Genomic DNA, 19,678 nt, shown 5'->3' on the forward strand with positions numbered 1-19,678 from the left:
CCCGAGACCGAGCCGTGATCTGCAGCACGCCGAGGTCGCGGCGGCGCCAGTTATTTCCCCGTCGCAGTCGCACCAAACGGCACTCTTGTCACATTTTTCCGCGTTTCCAGGCCTGTAGTCTCGTGACGGATTCCGGGACCAGCCCGGCTGTGCACACAACGACAACCGGCGAGAAAGGTCCCGCCATGTCAAATCTGTCCTACTTCGAGGCCGCCGTGATTGGCTTGCTACAGGGAGTCAGCGAACTGTTCCCGGTTTCCAGCCTCGGACACAGCGTGCTCCTGCCGGCACTTATTGGGGGCGGCTGGGCTCGCGACCTTGACATGAGCGCACCCAATTCGCCTTATTTGTCGGTTCTAGTGGCAATGCACGTCGCCACGGCGCTGGCATTGGTGATCTTCTTCTGGCGCGATTGGGTCCGCATCATCGGGGGATTGCTCACGTCGGTGCGGGACCGGCGCATCGAGACGCCGTACCAGCGCCTGGGCTGGCTTCTGGTCGTCGGCACGATCCCGGTTGGCATCGCGGGTCTGGCGCTGGAGAAAGTGGTCCGCGAGTACCTGGGCAAGCCCGTACCCGCGTCGATCTTCCTCGCGCTCAACGGCCTGGTTCTCTACGCGGTGGAGAAGTACCGGCAGCGGCGAGGCGAGAACGAGGACATCCCGCACGCCGAAACCCTCGACACGATTCCGCTACACCAGCAGGAAACGATCGTGATGTCGGCGGTGTCGACCGAGCAGACCGTCCCGATCCCGGCCGTTCGCGGGCACGACGTCCCGACCGGGGACGACCGGTACGAATCCGACACGAATGACCCGGGCTTCCGGTCGGACGTGCGGCTGTCCCGGCAAAGTTGGTTGCAGGCACTCCTCATCGGTGCCGCGCAGAGCCTGGCGCTGCTGCCCGGCATCAGCCGGTCCGGCATCACCATGGTCGGCGGCTTGGCCCGCGGCCTGCGCCACGAAGACGCGGCACGCTTCGCCTTCCTGCTGTCCACCCCTGCCATCGGCGGCGCGGGCCTGTTGAAGATCCCCGAACTCTTCGCCCCGGAAGCGCAGGGCGCGCTCGGACCCGCGCTTCTCGGTAGCGTCCTGGCCGGATTCGGCGCCTACATCTCGGTGCGCTTCCTCACCTCGTACTTCGAAACGCGCACCCTGCGTCCCTTCGCTTTGTACTGCATCATCGCCGGGCTGGCCTGCGTCGGCTGGTTCGCCCTGTAAGAGCGCGGACCGGCTTGGCGTCGGGCCGCAGCGGGGGCTGTTGGCCGAAGGGTCACGGGCTGGTCGACCTGGGGAACCAGGCGTACCAGTCGCGACTGGTGGGCGCGAGGTAGTGCGTCGGGGGGAGTTTCTGTGCCGGGTAGAGCCGGTGGCCGACCAGGCCGTTTCGGCCGTGCTCGAAGTAGGCGCCGCTGATCCAGTCCGGGTTGATGTCCATCTCCATGCCCCGAACGACACCGGCCCCTTGAAGGATGCGGCCCAGCGTGCACACCGACAGCGCGGGCCCGGCGACGTAGACCTCGGCGCCGCTGGCAGTGACGCCGAAGGCGGAACGGTCGATGAAGGACTTGTTCCCGACGGTGACGCCCCACTCGGCGCTGCCGCCGGTGTCACAGGTGGGGTTCAGCTGCCCGTTATCGACGAGCATGACCAGGTTCTGACGCACGCTGACGACGTTCGGGGTGAGGTGCACTTGCTGGTTCCACGAGCCGACTTCGGCGGTGCCGTTGCGCAGCATCACCAGGCTCGCGGCACCGTTGACGAGGGGGAAGGCGGTCCGCCCGTCGCTGTAGTAGCCGCCGTGGCTGTCGCCGCGAGGCAGGCGGAACCCGGCGTTGAATGCGGCCAGCACGCTTTTCTGGTCGGTGTGCGTGAGCGTGTCGGGTTCGGGCCAGTTCCCGCCGGGGTCCTGGAAGCCGGGGCGCAGCTCGCCGCTGACCAGTTTTGGATCGATCCACATCGCGGCAGCCAGGTACGAGGTGTGCTCCGTGTCCGGGCGCACCAGGGCGACGCGGATGGCGGATTTCCCGCGCACGGTCGCGACGGTCTGCCACTGGCCCTCGCCGGGCAGCGGTGTGCCGCCGGCGAGATTGGGCATCGGAGCTGGGCCTCCGGTCGAGGTGGAGTCGATGCCGACCTGGGGAATCCCGCCCTGCGGCGTGCCACCGACCTTGGGTTTGTTGGCGTCGTACTGCAATTGCTCCAGGTATGTGATGACCGAGCCCAGGCCGTGATCGCGTCCCCATTCGGCCAGCCGTGCCGCCGTGCTCGCATTGCCGGGACCGGCGAGCGTATGACCGATCGACCCGGCGATCACGATGGCGAATGCTCCGAGCACGGCCAGTGTTCCGCGCAGCGCTCGCCAGAACGGGGATCGGCGTTTCCGGGAGCCAGACACCGACGAACGTCTCCTGCGATGCTTCACGGACAAGCCTTTCCAGAATCTTCCAGCGGTTGCCCGCCAGAAGGCGGACCGCCAGCCCCCGAGATCGTCTTTTCCGGGTGCGCGCACCCGACCGGTGAGGATTCTGCACGATCGGGAAAACGGCAAGAGCCGACCATCTCGCACAGGCCGCACATGCCTTGTAACCAGCGCCAATGGAATTCGTCACATCCAGAGAAAGGGTTGCTGTCCCATTTTCGGCCTTGGCCCGAAAATGGGCGTTTCGGCCGTTGAGTCGGGATGTTTCGGCAATTCTCGCGATCTCCAGTCCTACTGGCTCCCAAACCCGCACGCAGCACGCTTCTGGTACGTGCCCGGACCACAGTGGACACTACGAGGACACAGTTTTCGCTACGTCAGGCCACGACCCATGGCAGCCATCCCGGCGGGGCGCCCATCGCGCCTGCCACTGCGCCGGGTACCTTACCCAACGTCACCTGTGGTGACTGGCTGCGTACCCGACAATTTCAAGGAGTCTTGGTGACCGACCTCGCGGACTCGATCGAATCGATGAAGCAGCTCGCCCTGGTCTGGCGTGCCATGACGCTCGATCGGGACTCGGGTGCCGATGTGCGGGACCTTCCGGGCATCGCGGTTCGCTGGGCCGATTGTCGGTTCCCTTTCTGGAACTGCATCACCTTGACCGATGTCGGCGCGGACGCGGAGCTCGTCGAGCAACGTCTGAGCCAGGCGGCGGATGTCATGCGCTCGAAAAAGCACCCCGGCTTCCTGTGGCTCTTCGAAGACCTCCTGGATGACGCGGGCGCGGCGCTGGGCGCGGCGGCCGAACGAGCGGGCCTCGTGCATGCCTTCCCCGGCACCGGCATGGCCGGGGACCTGCTCCCCATTCCCGAGCCGACCCACCACGACCTGACGTTCGTGCGTGTGACCACCGACGAACAGCTGCAGGCCTTTGCCGACATCAACTCGCGCGCCTACGGATTCCCGCTGGAGGACGGCCGCGACGGGTTGGTCGGCTCCACGTTGTGGAAGAACGAGGTGTATGCCTACCTGGGCATGCGAAACGATGTTCCGGTGACGTGCGCTGCGACCGTGGAAGCGGAAGGCCGTCTTTTTGTCCTGCTCGTCGCCACGGACCCGGAGTGGGAGCGCAGGGGCTACGGCGAGGCAGTGACGCGGAAGGCGCTGTGCGAGGGCGGCCGGGCCACCGGACTGACCCGCGCCACCCTGCACGCGACCGTCGCCGGGGCACCCGTGTACCCGCGGATCGGCTTCAAGCCAAACTCACCGATGCGTTTCTACAGCCTCAAGGGCTGATTCAACCTCCGCGGCCGCGTCGATCCTCGCCTTGCGCCGCCAGATCACCGTGCTGTAGCGGCAAACCGGTCGAAAGAGGGCGCGGTTCGCCCCAGCTGATCAGGTTGACCTCAACAACCTGGTCGACCGTGATCGGTGTGGAGTCAGCTGTCGATGCGGACCACTCATGCTTCACCTCGGGTCCGGCGTATTCAGCCGGCCGGCTCAGGCGGCACTCGGTCTGGTGCGGGGGTGCCGCTGGTTCGCATCGACCGGTAGCCGGGGTGAACGCCGGGGCTGAGCCCTTGCTGCTGAGCCAGCCGCCGGAGCAAACCGGTCAGTTTCTGATGTTCCGACGGTGTGAGCGCCGCGCAAATCTGTTCCTCGTGCGCCGCGGCTTCCACACGCAGCCGGGAGAGCAGTTCGGTGCCGTCGTTGGTGAGAAACAGCGCGTACAGGCGCCGGTCGCTGGGGTTCTTGCGACGTTCGAGCAGCCCGCGCCGCTCAAGGTCGTCTACGAACGGCACAAAACGGCTCGGCGGCATTCCCAGGACGTCGGCGAGTTCGCGCTGACTGCGCCCGGGCGTCCGGGCCAGTAGTCGCAGAAGCCCCGCCTGCGCGGGGGTCAGGTCAGACCGCGCGATCCGTTGCGCGAACAGCTCCGCCGCGTGGGCTCCGAGCTGTGCCAGCAGAAAAGCGGCTCCTTCTTGGGGGTGCGGGCCCGCTCCGTCACCGTTCGCATCCATGGGGCAATGATATCAGTTGACAATCGTTCCAAGCTAGAATCATTATTGCCATGAACGAACCACCCAAGGAGACGTCATGACAACCACCCCCACCGCGCAGCGCTCAAACCACACTTCGCGCCGCCCACAAGCCGGCCCACCGCTGCTGGCGCCCGTACTGGCTCTCGCCGTGCTGACCGCCGCCTACGTCGTCGTCGACCGGTCCACCCCGCGACCCGGCGCGTCCGGCCTGGAGGTCCTGAACTACGCCCAGGAACACACCGCCAGCGTCAAGCTCGGCGCCTTCTTGCTCTTCGCCGCCGCAGTGCCGCTGGCCCTGACAGCCGCGGTGCTCTACCGGCGGCTGCGGGCATTGGGCATCACCGCGCCCGGCTCCGCGATCACCCTCGTCGGTGGCGTGCTGGCGGCCAACGCCCTCGCCCTCAGCGCGATGTTCGGCTGGAGCAGCAGCCGCCTATCGGCCGATGCGGGCCCCGCACTGGCTCGCGCCCTGGCCGACCTGTCATTCCTGGCCGGCGGGCCCGCCTACGCGGTGATGTTCGCGCTACTGCTCGCCGGCGTTTCGGTGCCGAGCCTGCTCGCCGGACTGCTGCCGCGCGCCGTGAGCTGGGCGGGACTCGTCCTCGCCGCCGCCGGCATGCTCTCCACCCTTGCGTTGGTGGTCGACGGCTTCGCGTACTTCCTGCCGGTCGTCCGCTTCGGCGGCCTCATCTGGCTGGTGATCTCCGCCGCCCTGTTGCCGCGCACCCGCCCATCACGGCGCCAATGACCCACCGTCCCCCACCCCCTTGCCCGAGGAGGCAACGCTGGCCGGGTAGTCGAAGAAAACGGCGCTTCCCCACCGCAACCCGATCAGTGCGGTGGGTCGCGCATGAGTTGATCTATGCCCCTGATGACGTGCTGGCGAGGACTACCGGAGCGGGATGTCGATCCCGTGTTCGCCCGCCGGTCGGGTCCCGTAAATGCGCCTATCGGCTGCGTTGATGGCGACGTCGTTGATGCTTGCCTCGCGGCGTCGCATGAGGCCGCGTTCGTCGAACTCCCACAGTTCGTTGCCGTAGCTGCGCCACCACTGGCCTTCCGCGTCGTGACACTCGTACTGGAATCGGACGGAGATCCGGTTCTCCTGGAACCCCCAGAGACTCTTGCGCAGCGCATAGTCCAGCTCGCGCCCCCACTTCTGCGTCAGGAAAGCAATGATCTCGTCGCGGCCGCTGATAAACGTGTCGCGGTTTCGCCACGTCGAGTCCGGCGTGTAGGCCATTGCCACCCGTTGGGGATCGCGAGTGTTCCACGCATCCTCAGCGGCCTGGACCTTCTGCAGGGCTGTCTCGTGCGTGAACGGCGGGTAAGGCGGGCGATCTTCCGACATTGCGACCTCCTTGCATTGAGAACGTTCGTACTCCATCAGGCACCAGAACAGTCCTGTTCCCGGATAGACAGCGGCGGGGTCATCGGTCAGCATGTTCGGGCGAGGCGGGCCACACGGCACGTTGACCTTAAGGACCTTGGGGACCTTGGGGCGCCGGCCGTTCCACCCCCTACAGGCACGACCGTCAGCTCTAAAACGCGGCGGCCGACGATCACTCGGCAACAACCCTGCACGAGCGGGGTTGGCTGCACACCTCACGCCTCGTCATTGCGTGGGAAACTTACTGACTTTTTTTCGTTAAGGCCAACAATTGACTACTGGTCTAGTCCGCTATACCGTCGGCACACTTGTTGGAGACGGATGCCCGCAGCCCGGCACATCGATCGGCACGTCCCTAGCGGGTTTTCCTCAAGGAGGTTCGGACATGACCGACCACGCCCTCGGCGCGCGCGGCCCACGGTCAGGGCTGAAGGCGCTCGCCGCGGGAAGCGTCGGCAACTTCGTGGAATGGTTCGACTTCGCGATCTACTCGGCGTCCATTCCCGTCGTCGCCAGGCTCTTCTTCCCGCCAGGCAACGATTACGCCGCGTTGCTCTCCGCGTTCGCGCTCTATGGCGTGGCCTTCCTTGCCCGGCCCCTGGGCGGCGTTGTCTGGGGCAATCTAGGCGACCGGCTCGGCCGCCGCAACGTGCTCGCTACCATCGTGCTGCTGATGGGCGCCGCCACGATGGCGATCGGGCTGTTGCCCACCTACGCCACCGTCGGCCTGCTCGCGCCGACCCTGCTGGCGCTGTGCCGACTGGTCCAAGGCTTCTCCGGCGGCGGGGAGTTCACCGGTGCGACATCGTTCATAACCGAGTACGCACCGCCTAACCGGCGCGGACTGTTCTCCGCCATTTCGGCGACCTTCACCACGCTTCCGGCGATCCTTGGCACCCTTACTGTGCTGGGCATGCGGGTGAGCATGTCGGAGGCGGCGTTCGTCGACTGGGGCTGGCGGCTGCCGTTCCTGATCGGCGGTCCCCTCGCGATCGTCGGCCTGATCATCCGGTTGCGCATGCGCGAGACGCCGGCGTTCCGGGAGGTGACGGGCAAGCATGAGGTCGAGAGCGCGCCGCTGCGCACGGCCGTGCGGCAGCATGGCCGGAATATCGCGCTGGTGTTCGCCATCGCGTCGCTAAGCGGGCTGGGCGCCTACACGCTGGGCACGTACTTCGTTACCTACCTCACCGTGACGATCAAGATCAGTCCCACTGCGGCGCTGCTGGCCAACGCCGCCGCGCTCACGGTGACCGTTGCGCTGGTGCCGGTGGCGGGGCTGCTTGGTGACCGGGTCGGCCGCAAACCGCTGCTGTTTATCGGCTCGGCAGGGTTCATCGCGCTGAGCGTGCCCGGATACCTACTCGCTGCCCAAGGCAGTCTGTGGACAGCCATCCTCGGTCAGCTCTTCGTCGCGCTGCCGTGGAGCTTCGTGGTCGCCGCCGTCGTAGCAACCCAGATGGAGATCTTCCCGACGCGGGTGCGCTACAGCGCCTCATCGATCGGCTACAACTTGGCCTACATGCTCTTCGGCGGTACGGCGCCGCTGGTCGCCACCTGGCTGGTGTCGTTCACCGGCAGCTCCATCGCGCCGGCGTTCTACCTGATGGCGGTCGCCGCCGCGGTCTTCGTGGTCGCTTTCGCGCTGCCCGAGACGTCTCGGCTGTCGCTGCGGACCGGCGCCGAGCGGCCCGAGCCGGTGGCGCAAGCCGATCGCTCCGCCGCGTCAGCCTGACAGTGGGTCAAGGCTTTTTAGGCCCGTAGCGGCAAACCCACGCCCGGCGGGCGAATTTCTGGGGCGATGCTGGACTATTTTAGTTCTGCGGCAACAAGAGGTCGCTTTACCGGTAGTACCGCAGCCCAGTACGCTGCCAAACACTGGCTAGCCTGTCGATCTACCCCTGGCAGGCTCAGCCACATCACGTAGCGCACCGGGTCAGGTCCGCCCGAAGCCGGAGGACTGCAATGAAGCCGTTCCTCACCCACGCCCCGCTTGACCTGAGCCCGCTTTTCCATACCGGACGTCACGTCACGTACAGCGCGGGCCAGCTTATCTGCGACACCCACTCCTGTGCGGACTACGTTCATCTGGTCACCAGCGGTGTCTACCGGGTCTCGATAGGCACGAGCCAGGGCGCGGAACGGTTGCTCTACTACGGGTACTCCGGCTCGGTCATCGGCGACGCCCTGTGTTTCGGCGAACCGACGACGCTGTCTCTCGGCCTCCGAGCCTTGACCGTGAGTAGCGTGACCACGGTCAGAATCTCCCAGACCCAGTTCCGGAGCGCGTGTGCGGTCTACCCGGAGCTGTCGGTGGGCCTGCTCGGGATGGCTTACCGCAAGATCGCCAGCCTCATTGAGCAGATCGAGTTCGCAGCGTTCAGGAACACGACATCACAGGTCGCGGCGCTACTACACGCGTTCTGGGCCGAAGAGGCACGGGTCGGAGCACCCCTGTCGGGCAAGAATCTCCTGGCCATCACTCACCAAGAGATCGCGTCGGCAACCGGGCGCACGAGGGTGTCGGTGACCCACGCCGTGGGCAAACTCCAGGACGCCGGCGTGGTCGCCCTGCACCGCGGCCGCATCGAGATCCTCGACCCGGCGGCGCTCCATGCGATCGGTGAGTGCGGCGACACCCTCGCGTTCGGCTCGTCCCGCAAGTCCTGATCCACTCGGACGTTAGTAAAGACGTATACAGACAGGAGCGGGGTTCCAAACCAGCCTGTTCGCGTGGGCCAAGGCGGCCACAATCCCGGCGACGCGAAAGGACGGCGATGAGATCCCCGGAGCCCCTGCCTTGCCGGACGACTCGTATCCCGTACGACGACCGCAACGGCAAAGTCCTGTGGCCCAACGCGGCGCGGATGACGGCCCTTACCTACGTCTGTCCCGAACAGCTTGGTCATCGCGCCGTGGATCACTTCGAACTGTCCCGATTTCGGTGACGACGACCGCCCGGTGGAACTCCCTGGCGACGTCGATTCCTACCTTTGCTGCCATCGACGCTCCGGCTAACCGTCAACGCCCTGCATAGCGACCGAGCACAGGCCTATTCAGCGGTCGGAACAGAGGTGTGGGACAGGGGACTCCCCAGTCACACGGCGACCCGTAGCCAGCACGGCTAACCGTGGTCCGAAAGTTCGGATCTCCGAGAAGACTAGAGGTCTCAATGTCGAGCCCAACACAAGTGCAATCGTCCACCACTGCGGCTAGGCGCACGCGATCGCGTTCCGCTGTCCTCGGAACACTCGGCAACGTGATGGAATGGTATGACTTCACGGTCTACGGCTTTCTCGCGGCTGCCATTGGGGCCAACTTCTTCCCGGGGCATGACTCGGTAGCGGCACTCCTGTCCACTTTCGCCGTATTCGCCGTCGGTTTCGTTGCGCGGCCGGTCGGCGCACTCGTGCTCGGCCCGATCTCCGACCGTCGTGGACGAAAGTTCGTGATGTTGCTGTCCATGCTATTGATGGCTGCGGGCTCCCTCGTCATCGGGCTGAGTCCCAGCTACGCGGCCATCGGCGCGCTTGCCCCTGCGCTCATCCTCATCGGGCGCCTCATGCAGGGCTTCTCGGCCGGAGGCGAGTTCGGCAGCGCGGCCGTTTACCTCACCGAGTGGGCCAGTCCGGGGCGCCGGGGATTCTTCGGGAGCTTCCATCAGGTCGGCACCTATGGGGGACTCTTGCTCGGTCTTTTCGTTGTGGCGACCCTGACGTCGGCCGTCGGGCCGGATGAGGTCAAGACCTGGGCCTGGCGTGTGCCGTTCCTGCTCGGCGCGCTGCTCGCGATCATCGTCCTGGTTCTGCGTAGGGGAATCGGCGAGACACCGGAGTTCCAAGAGTTGACCAACGCGCGAATGGTCGAACCCGACACCGGAAGCGCGGTGGATTCTCCGACCGACCGGCCGATCAGCTCGGCGCGGGGTTTCTTCCTGGCCGTCGGCGTGGTGGCACTGTGGAGCGTGACATCTTTTGTCACCATCAACTACATGCCCACGTTCGCCACGGCTTTCACGACGATTTCGGCCACGGCGGCGCTGTGGGCGACCGCAATCGGCTGCGTTGTGGCGGTCGCGTTGATTCCGGTCGCCGGGAATCTTTCCGACAAGGTCGGCCGAAGGCCGCTCATCATCGGTGCGGCCCTGACTTACATCATTGCCTCGTTGCCCCTTTTCTGGCTTGTGGTCAGCGTTCCCTCCTTCGGATCGCTCGTTCTGGTGCAGGTGCTCTTCGCCATTCCCACAAGTGCGATCGCGGGAGCCGGAACAGCCACCATCAGTGAGCTTTTCGGGACTCATAACCGGGGTTCGCTGGTGTCGATAGCCTCGGCGATCTCGGTAGCGGTGTTCGGGGGATCGGGAGGTTACGCGGCTACCTTGCTGATCAAGTCGACCGGGTTTAAGGTTTCGCTCACGTTCTATATCATCGCCGTAGCGATCATCACTCTCGTCGCCGCCCTCAATCTGCCGCGAACAGACGGCCTCTCGCGGCGCGGTCAACCCGGCTGACGCCGGACTTCAGCCAGGTGACCGGGCTCCCTGACGAACGGACGGAGATCGATTCGAATGTGTTTGGGGGGTCAAAGATCAAGTACGAGGGCTGGTTAGCGAGCGCGAGCAGCACTGCGTTATCACCTCGTTCGACTCCTGCTCCGTTGGTGAGACAGGAGTCGAACGCAGACACGCCACCCGGTGCATGCGGAGTCAGCCTCCTGCGGCGGCAAGGCGTTCCTCGACGTCGTTGAACAGCGCGCCGATTGGGCCCCAGCACATCATCACGGTGTCGTGGTCGAGGCGGGCCTGCGAGGCCACCTCCTGCCGAGGGTGGATGAAGTTGCGGAACTCCTTGACTGGGCCGAGGAACCGGTGCGCGTCGAACTGGATCCAGCCGTTCTCCCGCGCCGTGTCGAGCAGCACCGCCAGTCCGACCCGGTCGGCGGAGACCTTTCTGCCGTGCTCGTTGACGAAACCGTCCTGCCGCACCTTCTCGTCCCGCTCGGTCAGCACGGCGTGCAGCACCCCTTCGACGAGGCTCCCGAGCCCGATGACGGCCAGCGTGTGTGCACCGTTGCGCATGCAGATCCGTGCTTCGGTTAGCCGGTTGACCAGCATCTCGGCGGCCACCTCGTCCAGCACGAGGCGGCGCAGTCGCTCCTCCAGGCCGTCCGGCTCGGAGTAGTGCGCGGCACCGTCGGACCCGAGCTCGCCGAGGACCGGACGCCCACCGACGGCGGAGATTACGAGGCCCTCGGCTTCGAGGACGCCGTTGAGCGCATCGCGGAACTCCTCGGCGACCACCTTGCCGTCGTCGTACTCGCGCGGATCGCAGACCCTGCACAGGAAGCGCTCGATCCGCGCGGGGTCGGCGCGGTTCTCGATCAGCTGCTCGGCCAGCCACTGCACCCGCGGCGAGCCGTCGTACTCCGGGACCGGTGACCAGCCCGCGCGGGCCAGCAGCGGGCCTAGCTCGTAGGACTTCCGCTCGTACGGGCCGCCCATGTCAACCACGATGTCGGCGATCTTCTCGGCGGTACGGTCGTCCAGGGGTTGCATGTCAGCTGTCCTCCTTGTCGGCTTGGTACTGGGCGATGTCGATGGCGCGGGACAACCGCTCGACGATCTTGCGGCCGCGGCGCTTGAAGCCGAGCTCGCGCAGCGCCTGCGACAGCCGCTCCTCGCGGTCGAGCTGGAGCCCGTCGCACAGCAGCCACCGGCAGATCGCGATCAGGTCGGCCTCGGTGTACTCGTCGGTCTTCAGGCCCGGCCGGACGTCCGGGCGCGGGCCGCGACGGGATTCCGGGGAGGGCCGTGGATCCGGCTCGGCACGCCGAGGAGGCTCGGGCGCGGGCGCCGCCCGGTCGGCGTCGCGCATCGCGCCCTCCCAGGCCTTGACGATCTTGTCGGTCTCACCGGAGCGGTCGGCGAACCACGCCGAGGCCCACAGCCGGTGAAACCGCCAGCCGAGCCGTTCCAGATGCGACTGCCGCAGCCTGTCGCGGTCCCGGACGCTGGTCATCCTGTGGTAGCGATCGCCGTCCGCCTCCACGGCCAGCACCATCTGGCCCGGCCGGTCCCGGTGCGCCAGCGCGAAGTCGATGCTGTAGCCGGAGACGCCCCACTGCGGATGGACCTCGATGCCGCGCTCCACCAGCGCGTCGTGCACGTCCTGCTCGAACCCGTTGAGCCGCACCGGCTTCCGGTGGCCGACCCGGTCGAGATCGCCCTGGGCCTGGGCGAACTCCAGGTAGCGGCGCAGCAATTCGGTGCCAGTCGGTTCCTGGGTCGGCTCAATCTCGGCCGGACCGACGGCGCTCACGATCGTCATGCGCCGCTTCGCGCGGGTGACCGCTACATTCAGCCGGCGCCGGCCGCCCTCGCTGTTCAGCGGCCCGAAGCTGCGCCCGTCCAGCCGGCCGCCGCTGCGCTTGGCCACGCCGAGGGTGAGGATGATCGCGTCCCGCTCGTCGCCCTGCACCCGCTCCAGGTTCTTGACGAAGAACCGGCGGCCCGGACCGGAATCCTCGGCGAAGAACTCCTGCAGGTCCGGGCGGGCCTGCACGGCGCGGCGCACGGCGGCTTCTACCTTCTCCGCGTGGTCGTTTCCCATCGCGATGACGCCCAGGGTCTCGTCCGGGCGCTGTTCGGCGTGCGCGAGCACCAGGTCCGCCGCCGCCTGCACTTCGGCGGGCGACGATCCGCGCTGGCCGGGCGCGACGGTGCCGTCCTCGACCAAGTGCAGCACGACGGGGGTCTCCATCGCGGTGCCCGGGAAGGTCACCAGGTCGCGGTGGTAGATCTCCTGGTTGGAGAAGGCGATCAGCCGCTCGTCGGTGCTGCGGTAATGCCAGCGCAACCGCACCTGGTTGGGCAGCAGCGACCGCATGATGCTCAGGATCGACTCGTAGTCCTGCAGGGCGTTGTCGTCGTCCTCGGCGCCTTCGAGGATGCGCTCGAACTGGTTCGACGGCGGCAGCTGCTTGTCGTCCCCGGCTACCACGAGCCGCTCGCCGCGCGCGATGGTGGCCACGGCGTCGTGCGGGCGGATCTGGCTGGCCTCGTCGAAGACCACCAGGTCGAACAGCTTCTCCGCGGGCAGCGTGCGACTGACCACCAGCGGCGACATCGCCCAGCACGGGCGCAGCGCGAGCAGCACGTGCGGGGCCTTCTCGACCAGGCTCCGCAGCGGCAGGTGCCGGGAGCGCTTGTTCGCCTGCTCGCGCAGCAGCCGGGTCTCCTGAGGATGCTCGTCGCGGACTTGCCGCAGCCGCCGGGCCACCTCGAAGCGCACCCGGTCGGCCGCGGTGTCGCGGTGGCAGGTGTCGTCCTGCCGGTAATCCCGGGCCAGCCGGGTGTGGGTGTCGGGGGCGAACTCCCGCAGTACCGCGGAGTCGAGCTTGAACTGGTCGAGCAGGGATTTCAGCCACACGTGCCGGAACAGCAGCCATGCCTGGTCAACGTCGAGCCGCTGCTCGGAAATCTGCTGGACAAGCGGGGTGAGGCCGAGGCGTTCGAAGTCCGCGATCAGGTGGTTGATCCCCTGCATCCGCCACAGCATCTCTTGGTCCTGCCGCAGCTGCTGGATCTCGTCGTCCACCTGCTCGGTCGGACGGTTGTCCACATCGGACAGCTTCGCGCACATCGCCACCGCGGTGAGCTGGTTGCGCAGGGTCTGGAACAGCTCCATCGTCTCCGCCAGGCCCACCACCTCGGACGGCCTGCCGTGCGGATCGCCGAGCCGCTGCCAGCGGTCGCGCTGCTCGACCACCCTGGCGAGCTTTGTGTGCAGCACCCTGCGCTGGGTGATCCCGTCGGTCGACGCCTGCTTGACCTCAGCGCGCAGGCGGCGCCGGGCGAGCCAGCCGTGCGGCTGGCCGCCGCCAAGATGCTCCTTGACGGGCGCGGTGGCGTGGTACCAGTCGTCGAGCCGGTTGCCGAAGACGTCTCCGCCGAACTCCCGGACGCTCGTGTTCACCTCGTCGAGCAGCCGCAGAACCTCGTCCCATCCGGCGAGGTTCTGCGGAGCACGCAGTCCGGTCTGGTGCAGCACGCGGACCATGCTCTGCCTGCCGCGGTGCAGCGTGTTCGAAGCGAGCTCGTCGAGCTCGATGAGGACCTTCTGGATATCGTCGGTCTCCCAGATATCCGCTTGCCACCACGGTGTCTCGCGGCGGACCACACGCGGCCCGTCGAGATCCACGAACTGCCGCAGGTCCCCCTCCAGCCGCTCGACCGTCGCCCGGTCGAGAGAGCGCAGCACCGAGCCGCGGAAGTTCAGCGGCGTCGCCGGAGCCCGCAGCTCCAGCAGTTCCTGCTGCACCTCGTACGCGGTCTTGCCCCACGGTTCCCGCGGCTGGTGCAGCGCGTCGGAGTACCGGCGCAGCTGAGCGCGCCGCTGCTCCACCTTGCGGTGCGTGTCGCCGACCTCCGGGCGCGGTTGCCGCCCGGCCGACTCCAGGCTGTCGTGCAGCTGCCGCGCGACGTGCTTCTTGTCCATCTTCTGCTGGTGCAGGTCGAACACCAGCCCGTCCAGGCCGACCTGGGCCAGCCGCGTGGTCACCGCTTCGATCGCCGCGCGCTTCTCGGACACGAACAGCACGCGCATCCCGCGGGCCGCGGCACCGGCGATGATGTTGGCGATGGTCTGGCTCTTGCCGGTGCCGGGCGGGCCTTCCACGAGCACGTCGTGCCCGGCCAGGGCGACCCCGACCGCCTCCTGCTGCGAGGAGTCCGCGTCCTGCACCAGGAACTCGTCGGCCGGCTTGATCGCGTCGGCGGCTGGGGCGGAGAAGTGCTGCGAGCGCTCGGAGACCGCCAGCTTCGACGGTTCGTGACCGGCCAGCGCGGCCACCAGGTCGTGTCTGGCGAGCAGATCACCCGCGCCGTGCAGGTCCTGGACCATCGGCTGCTTCTCGTAGTTGAACAGCCCACACACCACCGCCTGTTCCAGCTCGACGGAGACGCCTTGGGCCTGCGCCACCGCGGCGAGTTCGGCGTGCACGGCTTCCGGCTGGGCCAGCGGGTCGTCGGTATCCGACAGCAGGTCGGCGGCGCGGGCGGTGAACTCCTGGACGTCGAGGGCGAGCCCGAAGTCCTTGTCCAGCGCGTACAGCAAGACCGGGTTGAGCTCCGCATCGTCGGCGAGCTCCAGCTCGAACTCGCTGTCAGCGACGGTGCGGGCGTTAATCCGCAGCGTGCGCAGCAGCAGAGGAGCGCGGAGTCGGCCGATGGCACTGGTGGTGCCGTCGCGCGGCACAGCGCGGACCAGTCCCTGCGCAAGTTTGCCGACGTCGATGCCCTGTTCTTCGACGAGCATGTGCATCGCACGCCGCACGTTGCGCGCGCGGGTACGGGCGTCCTTGTGCGCTTCGGGTTCCTGGAACAGCGCGCCGAGCTTCACGGCCTTTCCGTGCAGCAAATTCCGCACCGCAGCGGAATCGGCATTCGTGAGGTCCAGGCTGGTCGTCTTGGTGTTCTTGAAGTTCAGCAGCGTATTTCGGGAGCTGAGCTCGATCAGGCTCTTGGCCCACTGATCGGCCTTGGCGCGCACGAGCTGCAGCCGATGTTCTTCCATGTCAGCGGACATGCCGCTTGATCCCCCTGTCGGCGAGACATTACCGGTCGGCGCTTCCTGCGGCGGCGCAGGGCTGCCCATCTGCGGCCAGCAGAACAGGCTTCCTCGGTTCCGCATTCGGCCACCATAGACTGAACGGATGAATCCGTGCTGGCATGCCATCGACCTGCGCGGATCATCCCGCAAGTTCCCAGATTCACCGAATCGGGTTCCACTGGCGAAAACTCGGTCCGAACTCCGTCATCCGCCTTCGGGCAGCTGGGTCCGGGTGGAAAGTGTGCAGTCGCCCCTCGGACACAATTCTGGGAAATGTCCCCAACGACTGGCTAGGCGGTGGACTCGGCTCCGGGGAAGGCGGGTCCGACGTTGCGAGTGCTGGTGGCGCGGTGGATCCATGCCTTTCCTTCGGCTGCGATCCCTTCCAGCACGTGCAGTGCGTGCGCAAAGCCGGTGGAGTCAAGGCTGATCTGGGAGAGCCCGGGCTCGTCAGTAGCTTGCTGTTCGATTTCTCGCGGAGGTTCGGTGACGTCGATAATCCGGGAAGGCCCGTTGCTGAGAGTCAACTCAAGGGTGTAGTCGTACTCCCCTGACTCGACCACCTGCAGCGACGAGACGGCATCGAAGCGGAAGTGGCCACGCTCGCATCCGTGGAATGAGGCGTTTTCGAAGTCGAGCCGCCTGGTGAGCTCGCGGACTCCGTCCGCCGTGATCAGGAACAAGCGGAGGTCGTATTTCGGATACCGCCAGGGACCACCGTTGACCCGAGCTCGTTTCCGGTTCCGCGCGGGGGTTTGCACGATCGTGTCTGCGATGACGTCACGCCAGGCGAGGCGGTAGTGCCGCAGCGCCTCGTCCATGAGCATGGCCCTGTCACATTCCAGCCATGCCGCCATTTCGTCCTCCGTTGGGCAAGTGGCTTCCAGCTTGCCTTTCCACCGCCGATACTCCGCTTCGCGGGCTTCGAGGTCGCATGCGCGTTCCCGGGCTTCTTCGCTGTATCGCCGACGTTCGCTGAGAATTCGCCACCAGCGGATCGTGGCGACTCGCCCGCCCGCCACTGTGATGAGCACGCTGCCGAGCGCCGGTAGCGGGTCCGTCCGCACGGCCGCATCAGCCACCGCACCGAGCGCGAGGGCCGCCACTGCGAGCGCAGACAAGCACGTCACCTTGGTGGACACCGACGTCCGATACTGTTCGCGGTAGGCGAACAGGAGTCCCTTGCGCCACTGCCGTCTGACATCGCGGATCACGTACCGGATCAGCCAGGTGATCTCGCCGACCGTGATCCTGCTTTCGCGGTAAAGTTCGACGATTTCGTCGCGCAGTGTGGCGCGGATACCTCTGGTCTCGGCCAGCCAGACCGCGCGCGCGACACCCTCCGGCGCATACTTGTGAGCGTAGTACTGGAAGGCGTGATCGACCCGTTTGGCGAACCCGGGTTCGCCAGCCTCGTGGTCATCGAACCGTCCGACGCGCTCGCGTTCTTTGGCCCGGAGGCGTTGGGTCCGGTACCGCCACTCGAACCCCGACCTGGCCGCAACAACTCCGCTCACCAGCAGCACCAAGCAAGCGATTACCGGCACTGGCGTCTGGCGCTGCAGCAGGATCCAGCCGAGGGCGCCGAATGAGGCAACGAGAAGTCCGGTCGCGAGGACGGCGCGCAGCCGGTCGTCGAGAGTAGTGGCCTTCGGCGCCGGTTGGCGGATGCGCGGGTGAGCCGGGTCCGGTTGGAAGTAGGCCCACACACGCTTTTCCCGGTCGCCGGCGCACCTTCCCCGTTCGGCAGCACGGCGCCTGTCCGCCCAGAAACGGTCTTTCATGCTGCCGGTCAGCACGAGGTCGCAGTGACGCCCGATCTTCTCGCGTTGCCGGGCAGGAAGAGCCTCTAGCTTCGCCAACGCCGCTGCGGGATCGCCGTCGGGACTCCCGAGATACTTCAGCAGTTCACACAACGCTTCCAATGCGCGTGTCCACTCGTCGCCCACGCACGTGACGAGCCAGCCAGGCAGCTGTGCGAGTTGCGCCCGGTCCTCGGCGTCCAGCTCGCGGTAGGAGCGTTTGCTGAGCATGGCCAGCACCCAGTGAAAACGGACCTCGGCGTTCGCATAGCCGTGGGCGATGGCCTCGGTGATCAGTTCACGGGCACGCAGTGGCACCCCGTTGTCCAAGTAGCGGACGCCGACCCGGTACTTCCATTCAGGCGGATCATCGGAAGACACCATGTACACAGTGGAGTTGTGTACCTGCTCGGCCTGAATGCCGACGAAGGAGCCAGATTCGGCTGTGTTGGCGGTGGTGGTGTCGTGGTCGCTCATGAAACGCCGTTCACCGCCGTGATCAACGCCGCGACCTTCGTGGCCACATCGGCGGCTTCGACGATCAGCCCGCGCAGGCGCTTGAGCGCGAGGACGAACCTGCTCTTGCCGTCGGGCGTGTTCTCCGCCAGCGCCTTGGCTGCGAGATCGAGCTCGTCCTGCGCCGCCACGTAGGTGACGGTGTCGAGCGTGCCCCTCGACCGGGCGCGGGCCAGCTCTGTACGGACGGCCGCGAGTTCGGCCGCGAGGTCAGTCGTCGACGACAGAGGTGGCGTCGCGCCGATCGTTACGACGCTGCCGGTGACCTCTTTGGCCTGGATGCCGACCGTGCTGCCCTGCGCGATGTTGGTGACGCCATCGGTGTTGGCCCTGTTGCGGTACTGCATGGGGCTGTGCTCCCGTTCCTTGATGAGTTTCTCGGCGAGGCGGGCGGCGAACGCCGCTGCGTTGTCCGCGGCCCGCGGCTGCCACGTGCCGTCGTCGTCGGTGTTCTTGGTTCCGTCGGCCTTGTCACTGATGCCGCGCACGATCGCCACCGGCGCCCCGTTGAGGTGTCCGGCCTGGGCCACGCCAGCGGACTCCATCTCGATCGCCAGCGCATCGTTGTAGTGCTGGCGAATCCACTTCGCTTCGTAGGAGATCCGCGAGTTCTGCACGACCTCGCCAGCTGCGATCGCGCCGAAGCGGACCGACGGTGTTCTCGCGGGCGGGGCCGAAATGTTGTCGGTCCAGTCGCCCATGCGTGCCAGGTGGGAGGCGAGCTGGATGATCCCGTGCGCTGTCTCCCACACCCGAGGACGAGCCTTGAGCCCGTCGTCCTCACTGGTCCCGCCGTGGTAGGCGTAGACGTGCGTGGCCACCACGACATCACCCAGCGGGGTGGCATCCCACAACGCCCCGGCCACACCGACGAACAACACCGCCAGCGGCTCGAACTCCTGGATCGCCCGCTCGGCCAGCACCGCCGAGGACTGATTTCCCTTACTGGTCAACGCAAGTGCCACCTGGCAGCGCGTGCCTCGCAGGGTTCCGACCTCGAACCGCGTACCCCGCTCATGCACCCACACCTGCGGATCGGCCAGTCTCCACCGCACAGCCTCGTACTCGAGGTTCAAGGCGGTGAGCACCACCACCACGTTGTCCGTCATCACTGCCGTTCCTCCTCCGTCGCTGGGTCGGGGCGCACCAAGGGTGGATGCAACACCGTCGTCGCCCCGGCCCGAAATAGCCGCGCAGGCCGCCCCTTCGTGGCCTTGCGCTCGTCACCGGCTGATTCGATGAACCCCGGAACCTTCTGCACCTTCCGGTAGAAGTTCCGCGGATCCAGCTCCACCCCCCAGACCGCTTCGTAGACCTGCTGCAACTCGGCGATCGTGAACGTCGCGCCGCAAAACGCCGTCGCCAGCGCCGTATGCTCCAACTTGCCCCGCGCCCGCTCCACCCCATCGGCTACGATCTGCCGATGGTCGAAGGCCAGGCCCAACCGACCGGCCAGTACGTCCTCGACCGGCTCCCAACCGGCACCGGCCGCGTCAGTGCCGGCGACCGGTTCCGGGAGCCCTGGCGCGATCGCCAGATACGCCACCGAGATCACCCGGCCACGCGGATCACGGGCAGGCTTCCCATAGGTACCCAGCTGTTCCAGATGCAGCTGCGCACCGTCTAGGTCCGCCTCCTCCCGCAACTCCCGCGCCGCGGCCTCCGCGATGCCCTCGCCGGCGTTGTTCAAGAACCCACCAGGCAAGGCACGCTCACCTAGGTACGGCTCGACACCACGCTCCACCAGCAGCACATGAAGACTTGCCTCCCGCAACGTCAGGATCACCAGATCCACCGTCACGAGAACTTCCGGAGGCGACCACGACTCATCAACCACGACAGGGACCCTAGCTTATTGTCACTTCGACAGAAAGGGAGGTTGGGCGCACATCGGCA

14 protein-coding genes are annotated in these 19,678 nt (G+C 66.8%); 6 read left to right on the plus strand and 8 right to left on the minus strand.

Annotated features, from left to right (window positions below):
* Window positions 1-185: 185 nt before the first annotated feature.
* Entirely contained in the window at window positions 186-1,220 is a 1,035-nt protein-coding gene (locus BJ970_RS32990) for an undecaprenyl-diphosphate phosphatase (protein WP_184731524.1), read from the plus strand.
* A 52-nt stretch (window positions 1,221-1,272) separates the two neighbouring features.
* On the opposite strand, the gene BJ970_RS32995 is transcribed toward BJ970_RS32990, so the two are convergent.
* Window positions 1,273-2,397, minus strand: a complete 1,125-nt coding sequence (locus BJ970_RS32995; protein WP_184731526.1) for a hypothetical protein — start codon at window positions 2,395-2,397, stop codon at window positions 1,273-1,275.
* A gap of 525 nt (window positions 2,398-2,922) precedes the next feature.
* On the opposite strand from BJ970_RS32995, the gene BJ970_RS33000 reads away from it, so the two are divergent.
* Entirely contained in the window at window positions 2,923-3,720 is a 798-nt protein-coding gene (locus BJ970_RS33000) for a GNAT family N-acetyltransferase (RefSeq protein ID WP_184731529.1), read from the plus strand.
* A gap of 191 nt (window positions 3,721-3,911) precedes the next feature.
* Here BJ970_RS33000 and BJ970_RS33005 read toward each other — a convergent pair whose 3' ends face one another.
* A complete protein-coding gene (locus tag BJ970_RS33005; protein WP_184731531.1) occupies window positions 3,912-4,445 on the minus strand; it encodes a MarR family winged helix-turn-helix transcriptional regulator in 534 nt (177 codons plus the stop codon).
* A 76-nt stretch (window positions 4,446-4,521) separates the two neighbouring features.
* Between BJ970_RS33005 and BJ970_RS33010 the strand changes: the two genes are divergently transcribed.
* Window positions 4,522-5,214, plus strand: coding sequence for a DUF4386 domain-containing protein (locus tag BJ970_RS33010; RefSeq protein WP_184731533.1), 693 nt, complete (start codon window positions 4,522-4,524; stop codon window positions 5,212-5,214).
* A 141-nt stretch (window positions 5,215-5,355) separates the two neighbouring features.
* On the opposite strand, the gene BJ970_RS33015 is transcribed toward BJ970_RS33010, so the two are convergent.
* Window positions 5,356-5,817 (minus strand): nuclear transport factor 2 family protein, encoded by a 462-nt coding sequence (locus BJ970_RS33015; RefSeq protein WP_184731535.1) that lies wholly within the window; start codon window positions 5,815-5,817, stop codon window positions 5,356-5,358.
* 424 nt (window positions 5,818-6,241) lie between these two features.
* On the opposite strand from BJ970_RS33015, the gene BJ970_RS33020 reads away from it, so the two are divergent.
* The 3 genes from BJ970_RS33020 (at window position 6,242) to BJ970_RS33030 (ending at window position 10,366) form a co-directional block, all read left to right on the plus strand.
* On the plus strand, window positions 6,242-7,591 hold the full coding sequence (locus BJ970_RS33020; RefSeq protein WP_184731537.1) for an MFS transporter: 1,350 nt from the start codon (window positions 6,242-6,244) through the stop codon (window positions 7,589-7,591).
* Window positions 7,592-7,821: 230 nt separating this feature from the next.
* Entirely contained in the window at window positions 7,822-8,526 is a 705-nt protein-coding gene (locus BJ970_RS33025) for a Crp/Fnr family transcriptional regulator (RefSeq protein ID WP_184731539.1), read from the plus strand.
* Between the two features lie 502 nt (window positions 8,527-9,028).
* Window positions 9,029-10,366, plus strand: a complete 1,338-nt coding sequence (locus BJ970_RS33030; protein WP_281399664.1) for an MFS transporter — start codon at window positions 9,029-9,031, stop codon at window positions 10,364-10,366.
* A gap of 195 nt (window positions 10,367-10,561) precedes the next feature.
* On the opposite strand, the gene BJ970_RS33035 is transcribed toward BJ970_RS33030, so the two are convergent.
* From BJ970_RS33035 to BJ970_RS33055, 5 genes are all read right to left on the minus strand, one after another.
* Complete coding sequence (locus BJ970_RS33035; protein WP_184731543.1) at window positions 10,562-11,410, minus strand: hypothetical protein; 849 nt, start codon at window positions 11,408-11,410, stop codon at window positions 10,562-10,564.
* A gap of 1 nt (window position 11,411) precedes the next feature.
* A complete protein-coding gene (locus tag BJ970_RS33040; RefSeq protein ID WP_184731545.1) occupies window positions 11,412-15,440 on the minus strand; it encodes a PDDEXK-like endonuclease domain-containing protein in 4,029 nt (1,342 codons plus the stop codon).
* Window positions 15,441-15,754: 314 nt separating this feature from the next.
* The gene (locus BJ970_RS33045; RefSeq protein WP_184731546.1) at window positions 15,755-17,743 is read right to left on the minus strand and encodes a hypothetical protein; all 1,989 of its coding nucleotides are present in this window, start codon (window positions 17,741-17,743) and stop codon (window positions 15,755-15,757) included.
* Complete coding sequence (locus BJ970_RS33050; RefSeq protein ID WP_184731548.1) at window positions 17,740-18,891, minus strand: 5'-methylthioadenosine/S-adenosylhomocysteine nucleosidase family protein; 1,152 nt, start codon at window positions 18,889-18,891, stop codon at window positions 17,740-17,742. Before BJ970_RS33050 ends, BJ970_RS33045 begins: the two co-directional genes overlap by 4 nt.
* Entirely contained in the window at window positions 18,891-19,619 is a 729-nt protein-coding gene (locus BJ970_RS33055) for an NUDIX hydrolase (RefSeq protein ID WP_184731550.1), read from the minus strand. The genes BJ970_RS33050 and BJ970_RS33055 overlap by 1 nt, the downstream gene beginning before the upstream one ends.
* Between the last annotated feature and the right edge of the window lie 59 nt (window positions 19,620-19,678).

It is taken from the genome of Saccharopolyspora phatthalungensis, from assembly GCF_014203395.1.
GTDB classification, from domain to species: domain Bacteria; phylum Actinomycetota; class Actinomycetes; order Mycobacteriales; family Pseudonocardiaceae; genus Saccharopolyspora; species Saccharopolyspora phatthalungensis.